The organism is Pseudomonas sp. OG7 (assembly GCF_014192825.1).
Lineage (GTDB): Bacteria > Pseudomonadota > Gammaproteobacteria > Pseudomonadales > Pseudomonadaceae > Aquipseudomonas > Aquipseudomonas monteilii.
The window spans coordinates 104,209-121,026 of sequence record NZ_JACHYK010000002.1 but is presented as its reverse complement, the minus strand read 5'-3'; the positions used below and the strand labels follow the sequence as shown (position 1 = coordinate 121,026).

20 protein-coding genes and 2 pseudogenes are annotated in these 16,818 nt (G+C 62.0%); 9 read left to right on the top strand and 13 right to left on the bottom strand.

Annotated elements, in window-relative coordinates; genetic code table 11:
* Window positions 1-23 precede the first annotated feature (23 nt).
* The 7 genes and pseudogenes from FHW75_RS05000 to mcpP all read right to left on the bottom strand — a co-directional run.
* On the bottom strand, window positions 24-1,475 hold the full coding sequence (locus FHW75_RS05000) for a hypothetical protein (protein ID WP_019098571.1): 1,452 nt from the start codon (window positions 1,473-1,475) through the stop codon (window positions 24-26).
* Between the two features lie 51 nt (window positions 1,476-1,526).
* Entirely contained in the window at window positions 1,527-2,105 is a 579-nt protein-coding gene (locus FHW75_RS04995) for an adhesin (RefSeq protein WP_183673260.1), read from the bottom strand.
* A gap of 1 nt (window position 2,106) precedes the next feature.
* Window positions 2,107-2,547, bottom strand: a complete 441-nt coding sequence (locus FHW75_RS04990) for a hypothetical protein (RefSeq protein WP_019098573.1) — start codon at window positions 2,545-2,547, stop codon at window positions 2,107-2,109.
* A gap of 297 nt (window positions 2,548-2,844) precedes the next feature.
* On the bottom strand, window positions 2,845-3,414 hold the full coding sequence (locus FHW75_RS04985; RefSeq protein ID WP_159266170.1) for an AAA family ATPase: 570 nt from the start codon (window positions 3,412-3,414) through the stop codon (window positions 2,845-2,847).
* Complete coding sequence (gene pnuC, locus FHW75_RS04980) at window positions 3,411-3,977, bottom strand: nicotinamide riboside transporter PnuC (RefSeq protein WP_183673258.1); 567 nt, start codon at window positions 3,975-3,977, stop codon at window positions 3,411-3,413. The genes FHW75_RS04985 and pnuC overlap by 4 nt, the downstream gene beginning before the upstream one ends.
* Window positions 3,978-4,110: 133 nt before the next feature.
* Window positions 4,111-4,845, bottom strand: a complete 735-nt coding sequence (locus FHW75_RS27100) for a methyl-accepting chemotaxis protein (RefSeq protein ID WP_409321561.1) — start codon at window positions 4,843-4,845, stop codon at window positions 4,111-4,113.
* Window positions 4,846-4,983: 138 nt separating this feature from the next.
* A pseudogene (gene mcpP, locus FHW75_RS27095) lies at window positions 4,984-5,655 on the bottom strand (methyl-accepting chemotaxis protein McpP); the annotation flags it as partial.
* A gap of 390 nt (window positions 5,656-6,045) precedes the next feature.
* Here mcpP and FHW75_RS04970 point away from each other — a divergent pair.
* Together FHW75_RS04970 and FHW75_RS04965 are read left to right on the top strand one after the other, a co-directional pair.
* Window positions 6,046-6,876: an undecaprenyl-diphosphate phosphatase gene (locus FHW75_RS04970; protein ID WP_025753007.1), complete on the top strand. Its 831-nt coding sequence runs from the start codon at window positions 6,046-6,048 to the stop codon at window positions 6,874-6,876.
* Window positions 6,869-7,282, top strand: coding sequence for a DUF1294 domain-containing protein (locus FHW75_RS04965; protein WP_019098578.1), 414 nt, complete (start codon window positions 6,869-6,871; stop codon window positions 7,280-7,282). The genes FHW75_RS04970 and FHW75_RS04965 overlap by 8 nt, the downstream gene beginning before the upstream one ends.
* Before the next feature lie 57 nt (window positions 7,283-7,339).
* Here FHW75_RS04965 and FHW75_RS04960 read toward each other — a convergent pair whose 3' ends face one another.
* Window positions 7,340-7,699 (bottom strand): MmcQ/YjbR family DNA-binding protein, encoded by a 360-nt coding sequence (locus tag FHW75_RS04960; protein ID WP_161989885.1) that lies wholly within the window; start codon window positions 7,697-7,699, stop codon window positions 7,340-7,342.
* The gene (locus FHW75_RS04955; RefSeq protein WP_183673254.1) at window positions 7,692-8,594 is read right to left on the bottom strand and encodes a LysR substrate-binding domain-containing protein; all 903 of its coding nucleotides are present in this window, start codon (window positions 8,592-8,594) and stop codon (window positions 7,692-7,694) included. The genes FHW75_RS04960 and FHW75_RS04955 overlap by 8 nt, the downstream gene beginning before the upstream one ends.
* Window positions 8,595-8,727: 133 nt before the next feature.
* Between FHW75_RS04955 and FHW75_RS04950 the strand changes: the two genes are divergently transcribed.
* A complete protein-coding gene (locus FHW75_RS04950) occupies window positions 8,728-9,339 on the top strand; it encodes an FMN-dependent NADH-azoreductase (protein ID WP_019098581.1) in 612 nt (203 codons plus the stop codon).
* Window positions 9,340-9,391: 52 nt separating this feature from the next.
* Here FHW75_RS04950 and FHW75_RS26725 read toward each other — a convergent pair.
* The 3 genes and pseudogenes from FHW75_RS26725 to FHW75_RS04940 form a co-directional block, all read right to left on the bottom strand.
* Window positions 9,392-9,529, bottom strand: a pseudogene (locus FHW75_RS26725) (NAD(P)/FAD-dependent oxidoreductase); the annotation flags it as partial.
* Between the two features lie 44 nt (window positions 9,530-9,573).
* Window positions 9,574-10,173 (bottom strand): helix-turn-helix domain-containing protein, encoded by a 600-nt coding sequence (locus FHW75_RS04945; protein ID WP_019098582.1) that lies wholly within the window; start codon window positions 10,171-10,173, stop codon window positions 9,574-9,576.
* 39 nt (window positions 10,174-10,212) lie between these two features.
* The gene (locus tag FHW75_RS04940) at window positions 10,213-12,165 is read right to left on the bottom strand and encodes an FAD-dependent oxidoreductase (RefSeq protein WP_027609820.1); all 1,953 of its coding nucleotides are present in this window, start codon (window positions 12,163-12,165) and stop codon (window positions 10,213-10,215) included.
* Window positions 12,166-12,342: 177 nt separating this feature from the next.
* Here FHW75_RS04940 and FHW75_RS04935 point away from each other — a divergent pair, with 177 nt between their 5' ends.
* From FHW75_RS04935 to FHW75_RS04910, 6 genes are all read left to right on the top strand, one after another.
* On the top strand, window positions 12,343-13,386 hold the full coding sequence (locus tag FHW75_RS04935; protein WP_183673252.1) for an ABC transporter substrate-binding protein: 1,044 nt from the start codon (window positions 12,343-12,345) through the stop codon (window positions 13,384-13,386).
* A gap of 33 nt (window positions 13,387-13,419) precedes the next feature.
* On the top strand, window positions 13,420-14,175 hold the full coding sequence (locus FHW75_RS04930) for a class II aldolase/adducin family protein (RefSeq protein WP_019099051.1): 756 nt from the start codon (window positions 13,420-13,422) through the stop codon (window positions 14,173-14,175).
* 121 nt (window positions 14,176-14,296) lie between these two features.
* Entirely contained in the window at window positions 14,297-15,181 is an 885-nt protein-coding gene (locus FHW75_RS04925) for an O-acetylserine/cysteine exporter (protein WP_019099052.1), read from the top strand.
* Window positions 15,182-15,250: 69 nt separating this feature from the next.
* Window positions 15,251-15,571 carry a YbjQ family protein gene (locus FHW75_RS04920; protein WP_183673250.1) on the top strand — a complete coding sequence of 107 codons (321 nt, stop codon included), beginning with the start codon at window positions 15,251-15,253 and terminating at the stop codon, window positions 15,569-15,571.
* 138 nt (window positions 15,572-15,709) lie between these two features.
* Window positions 15,710-15,898: a hypothetical protein gene (locus tag FHW75_RS04915; RefSeq protein ID WP_003253897.1), complete on the top strand. Its 189-nt coding sequence runs from the start codon at window positions 15,710-15,712 to the stop codon at window positions 15,896-15,898.
* Between the two features lie 142 nt (window positions 15,899-16,040).
* Window positions 16,041-16,352 carry a hypothetical protein gene (locus tag FHW75_RS04910; protein ID WP_025752985.1) on the top strand — a complete coding sequence of 104 codons (312 nt, stop codon included), beginning with the start codon at window positions 16,041-16,043 and terminating at the stop codon, window positions 16,350-16,352.
* 46 nt (window positions 16,353-16,398) lie between these two features.
* On the opposite strand, the gene FHW75_RS04905 is transcribed toward FHW75_RS04910, so the two are convergent.
* Window positions 16,399-16,731: a hypothetical protein gene (locus FHW75_RS04905; protein WP_003253895.1), complete on the bottom strand. Its 333-nt coding sequence runs from the start codon at window positions 16,729-16,731 to the stop codon at window positions 16,399-16,401.
* Window positions 16,732-16,818: the final 87 nt, after the last annotated feature.

Here is a 16,818-nt window from a genome sequence, read left to right as displayed (position 1 = left end):
GAAGGGGGCCTCAAGCGCAGTGTTTAGAACGAGGTGTTGGAAATGGCCAGCGAGTTGCTCTGCTGGTTGCCCACACCGGCTGCCACGTTCACGCCCAGGTTGCCGCTGCCACCGTTGACCGAACCGCTAAGGGTTGCAGTATTGGTAACAGGGTTGGCCCAGCCGGTCGGGGTCAGCACTTGGAAGGACACAGTATTGCTCAAGTCGTAAGCGCTGCTTTCGCTGTAGCTCTTCGAAACGTCGTTCGAGGATTGTTTCGATTTCTCGCCAGACTTTTCAAACGCCGAGGCCGAAGCATTCTCGTACGAAGAGTCGTGAGACTTGGTGTACGAAGAGTCTTTGGACTTGTCGTAAGACGATTCGCGCGTCTTGTCGTAGCTGGAGTCGAAGGCTTTCTCGAACGACGAGTCGTATGCACTTTCGTGCGACTTGTCGACCGATACGTCCAACGATGCACTGAGCGAGCCATCGAAGGTGCTGGAGCGGGTGCGTTCGCGGCGGCCATCATCAGTGGTGAAGGTGCGCGTAGCATTGGCTGCGGCATCCAGCGAAGCGTTCAGGCTGGCGCTGCTCGACGAGCTGTTGCTGCCGCTGGCAGAGCCACTGGCATTCCAGCCGTTGGAACCGCTTGCCGACATGCTGCTGGAGCCACTGGCGTTGCTGGATTTCGAGCCGCTGGAGTTCCAGCCGCTAGAGCCGCTGGAGCTGGCGCTTTGCGAGCCGGCCACGCTGAAGCTCGACGAGGAGCTGCGGTCGTCGGTCGAGTTGAACGTACCATCACGCGAGCTCGAACCGCTGGCCGAGGTGGTGATGGTGATCGTGTCGACGCGGTAAGTGCGGTCAGCACTGTTGTTCACGACCAGGCCTGGCCCGTCCTGTTCGGCAGAAGCCGTGGCAGTGGCGTTACCCAGAGGCGCACCGGTGTTGGCGATGGCCATGGTGTTTTTCTGTTGGTTGAGGTCGCCACCGGCGATGTTGATGCCGATGTTGCCCTCAGCCCCGCTGGCCGAGCCGCTCATCACAGCAGACGACTGGGTCGAATAGTTGTCGACCCGGTTGTTGTCGCTGGTTTGCACGACATCGGCAGTAGCACTGGCCATGCCGAACACGAAGCTGTTGTCCAGGCTCGACTCGGAGCCGGCGTTGGCAATGGCTGCGGCGTTATCCTGCTGGTTGCCGTTACCGGCCGCCACGTTGATACCGACGTTGCCACTGGAGCCTTCGCCCGACTGGTTCATCTCGGCTTCGTTGATGGTGCCTTGATTGCTGATACGGTTATCGGTGCTGGTTTGGGTATCCCAGGCATTGGCCGTTGCATACACAGGGATTTTGGTTGGAGGAGGCGTGTGATGACCATTGTTATGGTGGCCGTTGTGGTGGTCATTGCGCCGATCGTTCTGCCCAGCTTGTACAGCAACAGCCATGACCGCAGCAATTGCGAACACCAGAGGCTTGATTGCCATCGAGGGTTTCATGGTGATTCTCCGTACTCTATGTTGGTTAAGTGTCGTTCTTAACTGAAAGGGTCAATCCGCGACCCGGATGCTCAAGGTGTTGGCCATTCGGTTTCCCACCCCGGCACTCTGGTTCAACTGGATCACCCCGCGGCTACCGGTGAAGGCCTGGTCACTGGTGGTGACCTGGCGATGGCCTGTTGGGGTGTCAGTTGGACCGGAGTTGTTGAGCAGCGCCACGTTCTGTTGCATGAGGACGCTGTCGTCGATGCTTTGCGGTTGAGCACTGAGGGTTATGCTCAGGCCATTGGCTTGCTGGGTATTGGCGCCGGCACTCTGGTTGACGCCCAGCGCACCACTGCCGTTGCTGAACGCGTTGCCTTGAATGGTCGAGCGGGCATCCATCGTCGGGTCGGCGGGTGTGTTCAGCCGTTGCCGGATCTGCGTGCTGGCATTCGCTTGAGGCCCGACGGCGATGGCCCGCGCATTGGCCTGTTGCTGTTTGTCACCGGCGGCCTGGTTGACGGAGAGGTTGCCCTGATAGCGGCTGCCCGAGCTGTCGATGTTGGCATTGTTGATGACGGGAACCAGGGAATCGGCGAAGCCTGGCGTACTGCACAGGGTGGCCAGAATCAGCAGCATGTGCTTCATGTCACTTGCCCCCGCCGGTCAGAATCTGCAACGGCGCGAGGCCGCGTTGCACACTTGAGTTGACCATGTTGGAGATGCCGTTACCCGCGCCCCCGGTGCCACGGCCGCCAGACAGGTTGGGCAATTGGTTCTGGTTGCCGAGGTTGCCCCCCAGGTTGTTGGTCTGCTGGGTAATCATGTTGCTGATGCCGGCGCCACTGCTGATGCTGGCGAAATCGCCATCGCTCAGTTCGTTGGTTTGCTTGAGCACGTGGGCAGAAGGGTTGGCGTTGACAGTGGTCGGGCTCGGGTCAGGGATCAAGGGCGGGATCGTCGCGTTGCGCACCTGTACGTCGCGCTTGATGATGATGATTCCTTTGTCTGCGTGGGCCGTGAGGCTCATCGCCCCCAGTACACAACCCGCCAACAACAGGTGATAGAGGCGTTTGTCACTCTTCCTCACGACGGCAACTCCTTCTTTGAGCGCTGGCCTTGTTCAGCGATGCAAAGGACAGAGCAGATGGTGTGCCGCTTTTGAGAATCTTTTTCAGATCAGACAGTTAGGGCGAAAGGCTGACAAACTGCGGCGCATTCTGTCTCAGCGGTGAAACAGCCAGCCGTGCGCATTGCTGGCCAAGCCAGCTGTGGCCTTGATTGGAAGGGTTTTTGCAGGGGTGTTTCATGGGGTTGACACTGCCCCCGAAACGGGGGAAAAGCCCGCAATTCCGGGGGCTTTGCCCCACTAGAGTGTGTCAGTGGGTTAACACTCGGCGGGGCAGGATGGCGCATCGCTATCAAGTAGCGTAGCAACGGCTTGCAAGGCCAGCAACTGGCGCTGCGGCCAATTGCCCTCAACTATCTGGTGCGCCTGATTATGCTGTTTCAGCCAGGCCAGGCTGTCGTCGAAAAAACGCTGGCGGTCGTTGATGTCGGGTTGGCTGCGCTGGCCATCGGCAACCCAGTCCACCCCCTGTGGGCTCAGCAGCAGGTGCAGGTCGTAGTGCCGTTTAAGCAAGGCTTGTTCCAGCCAGGCCGGGCAGTCATTGAACAAGGCGCGGCTCCAGAGCATGTTGCTGAGCAGGTGGGTGTCGAGGATCAGCAGCGGTGGTGCCTGTTCGCGCGCCCGGTCTTCCCAGGCCAGCTGGCCGTGGGCGATGGCAGGGATATCGGCATAGCAGGTATCGCGGCACTCCTGGTCGATGAAGTGGCGCACGTACTCGGCCACCACCACACCGCCGAAATGCGCCTGGATCACACCGCTGAGCCAGCTCTTGCCGCTGGATTCGGGGCCGCACAGCACCAGGACCTTCATGGCGTGTTGTGTGCTCATGCTTGCGCCAACGCCGGGTCGCGGCGCCATTCCAGCCAGCCGCGTACGGCAATCAGGGTGAGCACGGCAAAGAAGCCTGCCGTGAAGTACAGCTGCTGGTGCAGGTACAGGCCTACATAGACGATGTCTACGGCCGCCCACAGCGGCCAGCATTGCAGGCGCTTCTGGGCCATCCACAGTTGCGCCACCAGGCTGAAACCGGTCAGGGTGGCGTCGAGCCAGGGCAGGGCGGCATCGGTCCAGTTGGCCATGGCCGTGCCCAGGGCTGCGCTCAGCAGTACCCCGGCAGCCAGGCCGGCAAATAACGCTGGGCCTTGCAGGCGCGATACCTGGCGGGCATCTTCGGTGTGGCCGGGGCGTTTCCATTGCCACCAGCCGTACAGTTGCAGGATGGCGTAGGCCAGTTGCAGCAGCATGCCCGAGTACAGCTTTACCTCGTAGAACAGCCAGCCATAGATCAGCACCATGACCAGGCCGATTGGCCAGCACCAGGTGTTTTGTTTGACCGTGAGCCAGACAGCGGTGACGCCGAGGACGGCGGCGATGAGTTCAAGGCCGGACATCGGCGATCCTTGGCGGCTGTGGGGAGGGGCGCGATTGTAGCGGGTCGGCTGGGGAAGGTGTAGGGCGCAGTAGGTGGGATGCATCGGTTCTCTGTGGGAGCGGGCATGCCCGCTCCCACAAAAGAGGCCGGCGTCAAACCCGGAACTGGCGCAGCAACTGTTCCAATTCCTCGCTCAATTGCCCCAACGCCACCCCGGCATCACTGGACTGACGTGCCGCATCAGCCGTCTGTTGGGACAACCCGGCGGTATCCAGCACATTGCGGTTGATCTCCTCGACCACATGCGACTGCTGCAAGGTGGCGCTGGCAATGGAGGCATTCAGCACGGTCAGGTTGGTCAGTGCCTGGTTGATGGCGTCCAGGCTGGCGCCGGCTTCGCGGGCCTGCTCGACGGTTTGGCGCGAGGCTTCACTGCTGGTGTCGATGGCTTTGACCGCTGCATCCGACTGGCTTTGCAGGTGTTCGATCATGGTATGGATCTCGGCCGTCGATTGTGCCGTGCGCTGGGCCAGCAGGCGAACTTCGTCGGCGACCACGGCAAAGCCTCGGCCTTGTTCCCCGGCCCGCGCCGCTTCGATGGCCGCATTGAGCGCCAGCAGGTTGGTCTGCTCGGCGATGGAGCGGATGACATCGAGCACACCGCCGATGCGCGTGCTGTGGCCGGCCAGGTCGCGAATCACCTGCACGGCCTGGTCGATGGTCAGCGACAACCGGTCGATCTGCGCCAGGCTGCCATGAATCGCTTGCTGGCCATGGGTTACCTGCTGCTGTGCGGTGCGCATTTCCCCGGCGGCCTGTTCGGCAGTCTTGGCCACGTCCTGCACGGCATAGGTCACCTCGTTCACGGCGGTGGCTACCTGGTCCATCTGTAGCGATTGTTGGGCGCTGTGCTGCTGTGCGGCGCCTGCATTGTCGCCGACGTGCCCGGCGGACTGAGCCAGCGCGTGGGCCGCCCCTTGCAGCTGGCCGACCACACCCTGCAGCTTGCCGTTGAAACGGTTGAAGTGCTCGCCCAGGTGGGTGATTTCATCACGGCCGTGGGTGTCCAGGCGCCGCGTCAGGTCGCTTTCGCCGCTGGCGATATTGCCCATGGCCTGCACAGCCTCCCGCAAGGGGCGGGCAATGCTTCGCGCAATCAGCAGGACCACCAGTGCCATCAGCAAGGCAATAGCCACACCCACCAGCGAGGCATCGCGCAACTGGCGGGCGAATTCGGCCTGCACGTCATCGACGTACACGCCCGAACCGATGATCCAGCCCCAGGGTTTGAACAGCTGTATATAGGAAGTCTTGGCCACCGGCTCGCTGGCACCGGGTTTGGGCCAGCGGTAGTTGACCGGCCCTGCATCCTGCTGGCGGGCCAAGGCGACCATTTCGTTGAACACGGCAAAGCCGTCGGGGTCGCGAATGGCAGAAAGGTCCTGGCCATCGAGCTTGGGGTTGGCCGGATGCATGATCATCTTTGGCCCCAGGTCGTTGATCCAGAAGTAGTCATCGTGGTCGTAGCGCAACGCACGTACCACCTGCAGTGCCTGTTGCTGGGCGGCTTCGCGGCTGAGCGTGCCGGCGGCCTCCAGCCCTTGGTAATAGGCCAGCACGCCAGCGGCGGTCTGCACCACATGGCGGGTTTTTTCCGCTTTGGCCTGGTAAAGGTCACCGTGGATCTGGCGCAGCATGAGCAGGCCCAGCACTACCAACATGGCCACCGCCACCACAAGGATCAGCCACAGGCGCCGGCTGATCGACATCGATCTCAACGTGTTCATCCAGGAGCTCCCGCATTGTTCTTTTTATTGAGGTGCATCCAAGCATGCTTTGCGACAGGCCCCCACCCGACTAATGGCTAAGTGCTATCTTTGAAATAGTCTGCAGCAGGTCGCGTAAAGCGATTGCAAAGGCGCTCTGCTAGGATTTCGGCCGCGCAAGATGAAACCTTTAGCGGGCGTGAACTTTTCTACTGGCGTTGCGCCCAACAGTCGCTGTAAAACAGCCGGGCCGCGTGCGGCAAATTCAAGCAAATCAAGAACAAGGGGCCCGCAGCAAGCGGCGCTCCATCCGGGGGAATGATGGATTTTTGGACTGCCTTCCAGGCAATCATCTTAGGCGTGGTCGAAGGGCTGACGGAGTTTCTGCCGATCTCCAGTACCGGGCACCAGATCATCGTCGCCGACCTGATAGGTTTTGGCGGTGAGCGGGCCATGGCATTCAACATCATCATTCAGCTGGCAGCGATCCTGGCGGTGGTGTGGGAGTTTCGTGGCAAAATTTTTGAAGTGGTGTTTGGCCTGGCCAGCCAGCCCAAGGCGCGGCGTTTCACCGGCAACCTGCTGTTGGCGTTCATGCCGGCGGTCGTTCTGGGCGTGCTGTTCGCCGACCTGATTCACGAGTACCTGTTCAACCCGATCACCGTGGCGGCGGCATTGGTGGTGGGTGGCGTCATCATGCTCTGGGCCGAGCGCCGCGAGCACCGCGTGCAGGTGGACCATGTGGACGACATGCGCTGGACCCATGCGCTGAAGATCGGCTTCATCCAGTGCCTGGCAATGATTCCGGGCACTTCCCGCTCGGGCTCGACCATCATTGGCGGCCTGCTGTTCGGCTTGTCGCGCAAGGCCGCGACCGAATTTTCGTTCTTTCTGGCGATGCCGACCATGGTCGGTGCGGCGGTGTATTCGGGTTACAAGTACCGTGACCTGTTCCAGCCCAGTGACTTGCCGGTGTTTGCCATTGGCTTCGTGACGTCGTTCATCTTCGCCATGATCGCCGTGCGCGCGTTGCTCAAGTTCATTGCCAACCACAGCTACGCGGCGTTTGCCTGGTATCGCATTGTGTTCGGCCTGCTGATTCTGGCGACCTGGCAGTTCGGCTGGGTTGACTGGTCGACAGCTCATGGCTGAGGTGTTGCGCGGGCAACGGGCGCAGGGCGTACGCAATGTGCGCCTGAAACTGCTGCTGTTGGGGGTATTGTGCCTGTTGCCCGGGTTGGGTGCTGCGCGCATGGCCTGGAACGACCAGGCCTGGTGGCCGCTGGCGCTGTACCCGGCCATGAGCCTGATCAGCCTGTTGCTGTATTGGCAGGATAAGCAACAGGCGCGTACCCAGGCCTGGCGTACGCCCGAGAAAGTGCTGCATGCCAGTGAGCTGTTGGGTGGCTGGCCGGGGGCACTGGTGGCGCAGCAGGTGTTCCGGCACAAGACCCGCAAGGTTTCGTACCAGCTGGTGTGCTGGGGGATTGTGCTGGTGCACCAGGTGTTCTGGGCGGACTGGCTGTTTTTTGAGGGGCGTTATCTGCCCTTCAATTGATTATTGCCTGTACTGGCCTCTTCGCGGGTAAGCCCGCGGGAGGCCGGTACAGGTAGTTCACATCATCAACCCTACCTGCAAGCGCTTCGGCAGCCGGCGCACCACCAACTGGTGCGAGCGCTGCAGCAAATCTGTCAGCTCATCACGCCCCATGGGGTAGGGCTGCGCCATGCTGATCCATTTTGCCCGCGCCAGATAGGGCGCAGGTCTTACCCCTGGGCGGTCGCAGTAGCCGAGAAACAGTTCATCGGCCACCTTGAACGACAAACCCGCACCGGCGAGGTCGAGCACGGCGAACATCTTGTTGCCCGCTACTGAAAACACCCGAATGCCACCCCATTTGTAGTCTTCTCGCGCACCCGGCAGGCTCAGGCAAAACGCCGCCACTTGGGCTTCGCTCATCTTCCTTTCAGACATACCGCTCTCCACAAGCTTCGAATGACGCTGCCAGGTGATCGATCCACACCCGCACAGCAGGCAGCAAACCACGCCGGTGCGGATACACGGCCTGCAGATACCCGCCCGGCAATGACCACTCGGGCAGCAGGCGCACCAGCTCGCCGCGTTCCAGTTCTTCTTCGCAGAACATGCTGGGCAGCGCAGTGAACCCTAGTCCGGCCCGTACAGCAGCATTACGTACTACGAAATCATCAATGGCCAGGCGCGGTTCCAGGGCAATTTCCTGCTGCTTGCCCTGTGGACCGAGCAGGCGGAAGTGTACCAAGCGGTCGGCTTCGGCGGCCCCCAGCACGGGCAACGACGCCAACTCTGCAGGTTCGCGAATGTGATCGGCGAACCCGGGGGCAGCCACCAGCTGCATTTGCGCCTGGCGAAGGCGGCGGGTGACCAGCGCCGGGTCTTCATCGCCCAGGTCACGCACGCGCAGCGCTACGTCGATGCCTTCGGAAATCAGGTCGACCCGGCGGTTGAGCAGCACCATGTCCAGTTGCACCAGCGGGTACTGCTCAAGAAAACGGCTGATCACATCTGGCAGGAACGCGTGTGCCAGCGCCACCGGGCATGACACCCGCAAGCGCCCGCGCGGTTCACTGCTCATGCTGGCTACGGCTTCATCGGCAGCTTCGGCTTCCAGCAGCATGGCCTGGCAATGATGCAGGTAGCGTTCACCTACGGCGGTGAGCTTGAGCTGCCGCGTGGTGCGTTGCAGCAGGCGCGTGCCAAGGCGTTCTTCCAGTTCGGCGATGCGCCGCGACAGGCGCGACTTGGGGATGCCCAGCTGGCGCCCGGCTGCGGCGAATCCACCGGCTTCGACGACGCGCACGAAGTAAAAGAGGTCGTTAAGGTCTTGCATGGGCCTGTCTCACTGTTCCACCTGTGGGACAAACTAACGCATTTTTGCCTCCTTATCAGCCATTGCGCACCCCGGTAGGATTCTCCCCATCGTGATCGCCCACTGACGCGGTCTTCAATCACAGGAGAGTCCCATGAAACTGTTGCACATCGATTCGAGCATCCTGGGCGACAATTCCGCCTCCCGCCAGCTGAGCCGCGAAGTGGTCGAGGCCTGGAAAGCAGCCGACCCAAGCGTGGAAGTGGTTTACCGTGACCTGGCCGCTGACGCCATCGCCCACTTTTCCGCCGCCACCTTGGTAGCTGCCGGTACCCCTGAAGACATGCGCGATGCTGCCCAGGCTTTTGAAGCCAAGCTCAGTGCTGAAACCCTGGAAGAATTCCTGGCTGCTGATGCTGTAGTCATTGGCGCGCCGATGTACAACTTCACAGTACCGACCCAACTCAAGGCCTGGATCGACCGCGTGGCCGTTGCCGGCAAAACGTTCCGCTACACCGAAGCTGGCCCGGAAGGCCTTTGTGGCGACAAGAAGGTGGTGCTGGTTTCCACCGCCGGAGGCCTGCACGCTGGCCAGCCGACGGGCGCGGGGCATGAGGACTTCCTGAAAGTGTTCCTGGGCTTCATCGGTGTCACCGACCTGGAAATCGTCCGCGCCCATGGCCTGGCCTATGGCCCGGAACACCGTAGCCAGGCGATTGACGCTGCCCAGGCTCAGATTGCCAACGAGCTGTTTGCTGCTGCCTGATGGCAAGGATGGGGCCTGTCACGGCCCCATTGCGCTCCAGTGGAATCGCGTGCTGGCAGGACATCACCGCGTAGTTGCCAAGCTCGTCGCCCAAGGCGGCACCGATTTTTGCGCCGCGGTCGACCACTACCACGCGTAACGCGGCGTCTTCACCCAGGATTTTGCGCAGCCGTGCCGGCCTCAAGGTAGACCCTATCGAGGGTCAGCAGTGTTACCAAGGCCTGCGGGAGTGCTTCAAAATGTTGGCGGCGTGATCACCCAGATCACCACGGCATCCACTTCGCCGGGGTTGCCATAGCGATGGGGTTCCTGGCTGGAAAAGCTGAAACTGTCGCCTTCACCCAGCTGGAAATGCCGCTCGCCCACCCAAAGCTCGAAGCTGCCGCTGAGGAGGTAGCCAGCTTCTTCACCCTCATGGCTGTAGCTTTGCTGGCTGTAGGTGCCCGGGGGGAAGCGTGAGTGCAGGATTTCCAGCTGGCGGTTGGGTTGCGGGGTAAGCAACTGATCGACAATGCCATCTTCGTAATGCACGCTCAGGCGGCTGTTGCGCCGGACAACGTAACCCTGGTCTTCGGGGGCGGTGGTGGCTTCGCTGGCAAAGAACCACTGGATGGTCACGCCCAGGCTGCGGGCGATGTTGAACAACGCGGGGATCGACGGATAGGAAAGGTTGCGCTCCAGCTGGCTGATATAACCGGCAGTCAGTTCACTGTGTGCAGCCAACTCCGCCAGCGTCATGCCACGGCGCTTGCGCAGGCCGCGGATGCGGGTGCCCAGAAACTGCGGCGCTGCGCCCCCGGCTTCACTGGCGGGGGGCTGGGGAAGTTGGCTCATGCACGTCGGTCCATCGTAAAAGCCGCAGTATGTACAGCCTCAGAGCGACCAGGCAACCGTCAGGCCGTCGTGAATCGCTTCTTCGGCGGTGCGCGGCGCCAGGCAGTCGCCAACGCGCCGCACTTCCACCAGGCCAGCCAGCTCGCTGGCCAGCCTGTCTTCAGGCTGATGACCCAGGCACAGCACCAGGGTGTCGATACCCTCGAAGATCATCGGCTCGCCACTGGCGGTGTGCTGCAAGTACACCGTGTTGTCGTCGCTGCCATACAGGCGCGCGTAAGGGGTGATGGGGATGCCCAGGCGATGCAACTCGCCGGCCAGTTGATCACGCACGTACAGCGGCAGGCTTTCGCCGCAATGGGTACCGTTAACCGCCAGCTGCACGTGATGCCCCTCGCGCACCAGGCGTTCGGCGATGCCTGGGCCGATCCAGTCGCAGCGCCAGTCGATGACCAGCACCGAGCGCCCCGGCTTCACTTCATTGCGCAATACCTGCCAGGCGTCGACCACCTGCAAGTCACCGGTGCGTTCGAACGCTGGCCAGTAAGGGGTGGCACCGGTGGCGGCAATGACCAGGTCGGGGCGCTCGCGCTCGACCAAGGTGCGGTCGACCCGGGTGTTGCGCACGACTTCCACGCCGGCCAGGGCCATTTCCCGCTGCAGGTTGGTGCTGGCCCCACCGAACTCGGCGCGGCGCGGTAGCAACTGGGCCAGCAGCACCTGGCCGCCGAGCTGGGGGCCGGCCTCGTACAGTGTTACCTGGTGCCCTCGGGCAGCGGCCACGGCGGCGGCCTTCATGCCAGCTGGCCCGCCGCCGGCCACGAGGATGCGCTTGGGGCTGGCCGTGGGCGTCAGTTGCCCGTATTGCAGTTCTCGGCCGGTTTCGGGGCGCTGGATGCAGGAGATGGCCAGGCCACGGTGGAAGTGGCCGATGCACGCCTGGTTGCACGCGATGCAGGCGCGTACATCTTCGACCTGGCCGCGTTCGGTCTTGTTCGGCATCAACGGGTCGCAGATCAAGGCTCGGGTCATGCCGCAGACATCGGCCTGGCCGCGGGCCAGAATCAGTTCGGCTTCCTGGGGCTGGTTGATGCGCCCGGTCACGAACAGCGGGATAGCCAGCTGTTGCTTGAAGGTAGCGGCCTCGCGGGCCAGGTAGGCGGGCTCGATGGCCATGGGCGGCACGATATGCAGGGCGCCACCCAGTGATGCTGAAGTGCCGGCGACGATGTGCAGGTAGTCGAGTTGGCCCTGCAAGGCAACTGCGGCGGCCAGTGACTCATCCTCGCTCAGGCCCTGGCTGTCACGTTCGTCGGCGCTGATGCGCAGGCCGATGATGAACTGCTCGCCGGTGGCGGCTCGCACGGCGGCCAGCACTTCACGCAGGAACCTCAGGCGTTGTTCCAGTTCACCGTTGTAGCCGTCGCTGCGCAGGTTCACACGTGGGTTGAGGAACTGCGCGGGCAGATAGCCATGGCTGGCCACCACCTCGACACCATCCAGCCCGGCCTGGTGCAGGCGGCGGGCGGCGCTGGCGTAGCCCTGGACGATTTCATCGATCATCGCCTGGTCCAGCGCGCGCGGCATGACGCGGAAGCGTTCGTTGGGCACCGAAGACGCCGAGTACGCCACCGCCAACAGGCCGTCTGCCGACTCCATGATCTCCCGCCCGGGGTGAAACAGCTGCGAGAGCACCACGGTACCGTGCGCATGGCAGGCCTCGGCAAGCTGGCGGTAGCCGTCGATGCAGGCATCGTCGGTGGCCATCAGCACATGCGAGGTGTAACGGGCGCTGTCATGCACCCCGGCAACTTGCAGCACGATCAGGCCTACGCCCCCCGCGGCGCGGTCACGCTGGTAGGCGATCAGCTTGTCATTCACCAGATTGTCGGTAGGCAGGCAGGTGTCGTGGCCGGTGGACATGATGCGGTTCTTCAGGCGTTTGCCGCGTATCTGCAAGGGTTCGAACAGGTGAGGGAAGGCGGTCTGCATACAGGCGGCTCCGGTGCGGTGTTGTTCTTGTTTTGTTTATGAAAGTGTAGCGCCAGTAAAAAATCAACTTGTTTTTTTACTGGTGCGCGACTAGGTTTTGTTCACCCTCACGGCGAGGGCGTGACCTCACAACAACAAGAAAACGGGCCTTCGCGGCACCGGAAGGAGGAAACTACGATGCAGGTATTCCCATGTGTGAGCGGCCTTTGTACGGCGCTGCTGGCCCTTGGCCTGGGCAGTGCGCAGGCCGCGCCAGAGATGGTCGTGGTCGCTTATGGTGGTGCTGGCCAGAAGGCTCAGGACGAGGCGATCTTCAAGCCGTTCAGTGCGCAGGACGGCAGCAAGTTGATCCAGAGCGAATACAACGGCGAGATGGCGCGGATCCAGGTGATGGCCGACACCGGTAACGTCGACTGGGACGTGGTGCAGATCGAAGGGCCGGACTTGATGCGTGGCTGTGACGAGGGCGTGTACGAGCACCTTGACTGGAAACGCTTGGGCCGTGCCGCCGAACTGATCCCTGATGCAGCGCAGGACTGCGGCTCGGCTGCGCTGGTGTGGAGCGTGGCGATCGCTTACGACCGCAACAAGCTGGCCCAGGCACCGACATCGTGGGCCGACTTCTGGGATGTGAACAAGTACCCGGGCAAGCGCGGCCTGCGCAAGCGTGCGGTGTACAACCTGGAGTTCGCCCTGCTGGCCGATGGGGTCAAGGTTGAAGATGTCTACCAAGTACTGTCGACTCCGGCCGGGGTTGAACGTGCCTTCGCCAAACTGAGTGAACTCAAGCCCTACATCCAGTGGTGGGACGCGGGCGCCCAGCCAGCGCAGTGGTTGACTGCAGGCGATGTGGTGATGACCTCCACCTACAGCGGCCGCATCGCCGTGGCAGCACAACAGGGCAGCCCGCTGGCCGTCGTGTGGCCCGGTAGCCTGTATGGCATGGATTACTGGGCGATCATAAAAGGCTCGCGGCATGTGGATCAGGCCAATCGGCTGATTGCCTATGCCAATCAACCGGATACCCAGGTGCGTTATGTGCAGCAGATTCCGTATGGGCCTACCAATACCCAGGCTGCTGCCAGGCTTGACCCGGCCTTGGCCGACTGGGTGCCCACTTCACCACAGAACCTGCAAGGGGCGCTGGCGATGAATGTGGAATTCTGGGTTGACCATGGCGAAGAGCTGGAACAGCGCTTCAATGCCTGGGCGACCAAGTAGTTTCGTGCCATTTCATCAATCAGGGCAATGACCATGACCGCAACGGAACAGCACTTGCGCCAGGAGTTGGCGGCTTGTTATCGGCTGATCGCGCACTTTCGCATGAGTGACCTGATCTTCACCCACATTTCCCTGCGTCTGCCGGGGCCGGAGCATCACTTTCTCATCAACCCGTACGGCCTGCTGTTCGATGAAATCACGGCCTCCAGCCTGGTGAAGATCGACCTGCAGGGCAGGCTGGTGGAACCCACGCCGCACTCGGTCAACCCGGCCGGCTTCGTCATTCATAGCGCCATTCATGCCGCCCGCGAGGATGCCCAGTGCGTGCTGCACACGCATACCCGGGCCGGGTGTGCAGTAGCGGCGCTGGAATGTGGGCTGCTGCCGGTGAACCAGATGTCTATGGAGTTTTACGGCAAGGTGGCTTACCACGCTTACGAGGGTATTGCGCTGGACATGGATGAGCAGCAACGGCTGGTGGCCGATCTGGGCGACAAGCCGGTGATGATCCTGCGCAACCATGGCCTGCTGACAACCGGGCGCAGCGTGGTCGAAGCTTTTCTACGCATGTATTACCTGGAGAAAGCCTGCGAGATCCAGTTGGCGGCGCAGAGTGCCGGGCAACTGGTTTTTCCGCCCCCGGCGGTGTGCGCGCATACCGAGCGGCAATTCAATGACCCTGGCAGGGGGGTGAAGCAGGGGGAGCTGGCGGACCCGGATGCACTGCAATTGGCATGGGCGGCGCTATTGCGGATGCTGGAAAAGACCGCGCCTGGCTTTCGGGATTGAACGGATGCAGTAACAGTCACTGTTGCGCAACCCTTGGCCACAACTGTGCTGGTCGCTGCCGAAGGAATAGCCTTATGCTGTAACGAAATATGTCTAGAAAAGCCTGAAGAAGGAACCCGCAATGCCGCTCAAGGACCTGCTCATCGCCCTGGTGGTGATTGTCGCCTGGGGAGTCAACTTCGTGGTCATCAAGGTTGGCCTCGATGGCTTGCCGCCGATGTTGCTGGGAGCATTGCGCTTCTTGTTGGTGGCGTTTCCGGCGATCTTGCTGGTCAGGCGGCCCAAACTGCCGTGGCGCTGGCTGATCGCCTACGGGGCCACCATTTCGCTGGGCCAGTTCGCCTTCCTGTTCCAGGCCATGTACAGCGGCATGCCGCCAGGGCTGGCCTCTTTGATTTTGCAGTCGCAAGCGTTCTTCACCCTCGGTTTCGCGGCATTGTTCCTGGGTGAGCGGCTGCGCCTGGCCAGCGTGCTGGGGCTGCTGGTGGCGGCCAGCGGCCTGGCATTGATCGGCAGCGAAGACGGCGGCCATGTACCCATGCTGGCGCTGGTGCTGACCCTGTGCGGCGGTGCCATGTGGGGCCTGGGTAACATCATCACCCGGCGGTTTGGTTCGGTTGACCTGGTAGCACTGGTGATCTGGGGCGGCCTGATCCCGCCGTTGCCGTTCCTGGCGTTGTCCTGGTGGCTGGAAGGGCCTGAGCGCATTGGCCATGCGCTGGCCAACATCAGCTGGAGCTCGGTGCTGGCGTTGGCGTACCTGGCCTTTGTCGCCACCATGCTTGGCTACAGCTTGTGGAGCAAGCTGTTGTCACGCCACCCGGCTGGCAAGGTGGCACCTTTTTCGTTGCTGGTGCCGGTGATTGGCCTGAGTTCGTCGGCATTGCTGCTGGGCGAACGGCTGACCGCAACCCAAGGTTGGGGGGCATTGCTGGTGATGGCCGGGTTGCTGGTGAACGTGTTTGGTGCGCGGCTTGGCCAACGCTTGCGCGCGGCCAACGCGTAAAGCGGCCCCATCTGCCGGACTGCGCTCTGTTAGAATCGGCCTCTTTTGCCAGGCCAGCGGAGCGCACCCATGATCATTTCTACCACCAGCCATCTCGAAGGCCGCCCGATTGCCGAATACCTGGGCGTGGTCAGCTTCGAATCGGTGCAGGGCATCAACTTCGTGCGCGATTTCTTTGCACGCTTTCGTGATGTGTTCGGCGGCCGTTCGCAAACCCTGGAGCGCGCGCTGCGCGAGGCGCGCGAGCAGGCAACCGAAGAACTCAAGGCTCGGGCACGCCAGTTGCAAGCCGATGCGGTAGTGGGTGTGGATTTCGAGATCAGTATTCCGTCGGTACAGGGCGGTATGGTCGTGGTATTTGCCACCGGTACGGCAGTGCGCTTGAAGTAGAGCGGGTTGCCACTGGTCGGGTGCCGGAATCTTGTCCGGGCGGTCCGCAAATGACCAGCTAGTCTCATTTTCACAGGCCGCGTTTCCTGGGCAGCTCTTCTGGTTGCCGACGCGACCGCCACTGGAGGGAGACAGGGCATGAGCGAATCCTTTTTCGAAGACCTGAATGACGCGTTCCCGATCAACAGCCAGGTGCGTTGCGGCCAGGCGGCCTTTCGTCTGGGCTTCGCCCACATGACGCTGGATGATTCCGAACAGCTCCAGCCTGCACACCTGCAGCGCAGCAAAAAAGGCCGCTTCATGCCGCGGGTTCCGCTGAAGAAGTGAATCCCGCCCCCTACATGACCCCGCTGAATGGCGGGGTTTTTATTGCGCTTTGTTGATCCGCCTCATGGCATTGCCGGGTAGCACTCGCCGGCTGGCCGAGGTTGTGGTTTTCTGGTGGGGCATTCCAGTAACGGAGGATTGAATGCTCATGCGAGTCAGGGAACAGACCTATTGGCAGTGGGCCGACGCCCAACTGCACAGCCGCAGCCACGATGAAGCCCTCAGTGACGGCACCACGCTGGATGTGCAGGTGCGCCTGTCACGCCTGGGGGCCACCCAGCTGTTTTTGGGGTTGTACGCTGGAGATGGGCGCGCACTGCTGGAGGAGTACTACCCGACACGGCCGGGTGAGACCATGACCCGCGCCCTGGTATGGGGTGTCAACCGCGCCCGGGCGATGGCAACCGGTGCCTTGCCCTTGCCAGAAAACTGCAGCCAGCGGCGCCAGGCATGAAAAAGCCCGGCCAAAGTGGGCCGGGCTCAGGTATAGGCGGGAACCCTCAATTGAGCGGTTCGATCACCTTGACTGCCTGCTGCTCACGGGCAGCGGGCCATTCTTGTTGCAGGGTCTGCAGCACGCGGCCAACGAACTCGGTGTCGGCGGCGGCCTTCTTGCCGACGTAGCCCTGGCCACGGCGGTAGACCTTGAAGCGTGCACGCATGCTGGGCAGGTGCTCTTCAAATTCATCTTCGACGGTGTTCGGTGGCAGGCGGTCGAGGCGCACTTCACCGGTTTGGCTGACCCACAGCAGGTGGTCGTCAAGGCTGTCTTTGCGCACGGCGAACAGCTGGGCCAATTGGTCGATAGTCGGATTGTTGTTCAAGTTCATCATAAAGCCCCCATTACCCATTCGTAGGTGATTTTCACAGTTGGCGCTACCACGGTGTAGCGCACTACCAAGGCTGCTACAGCAGCATCG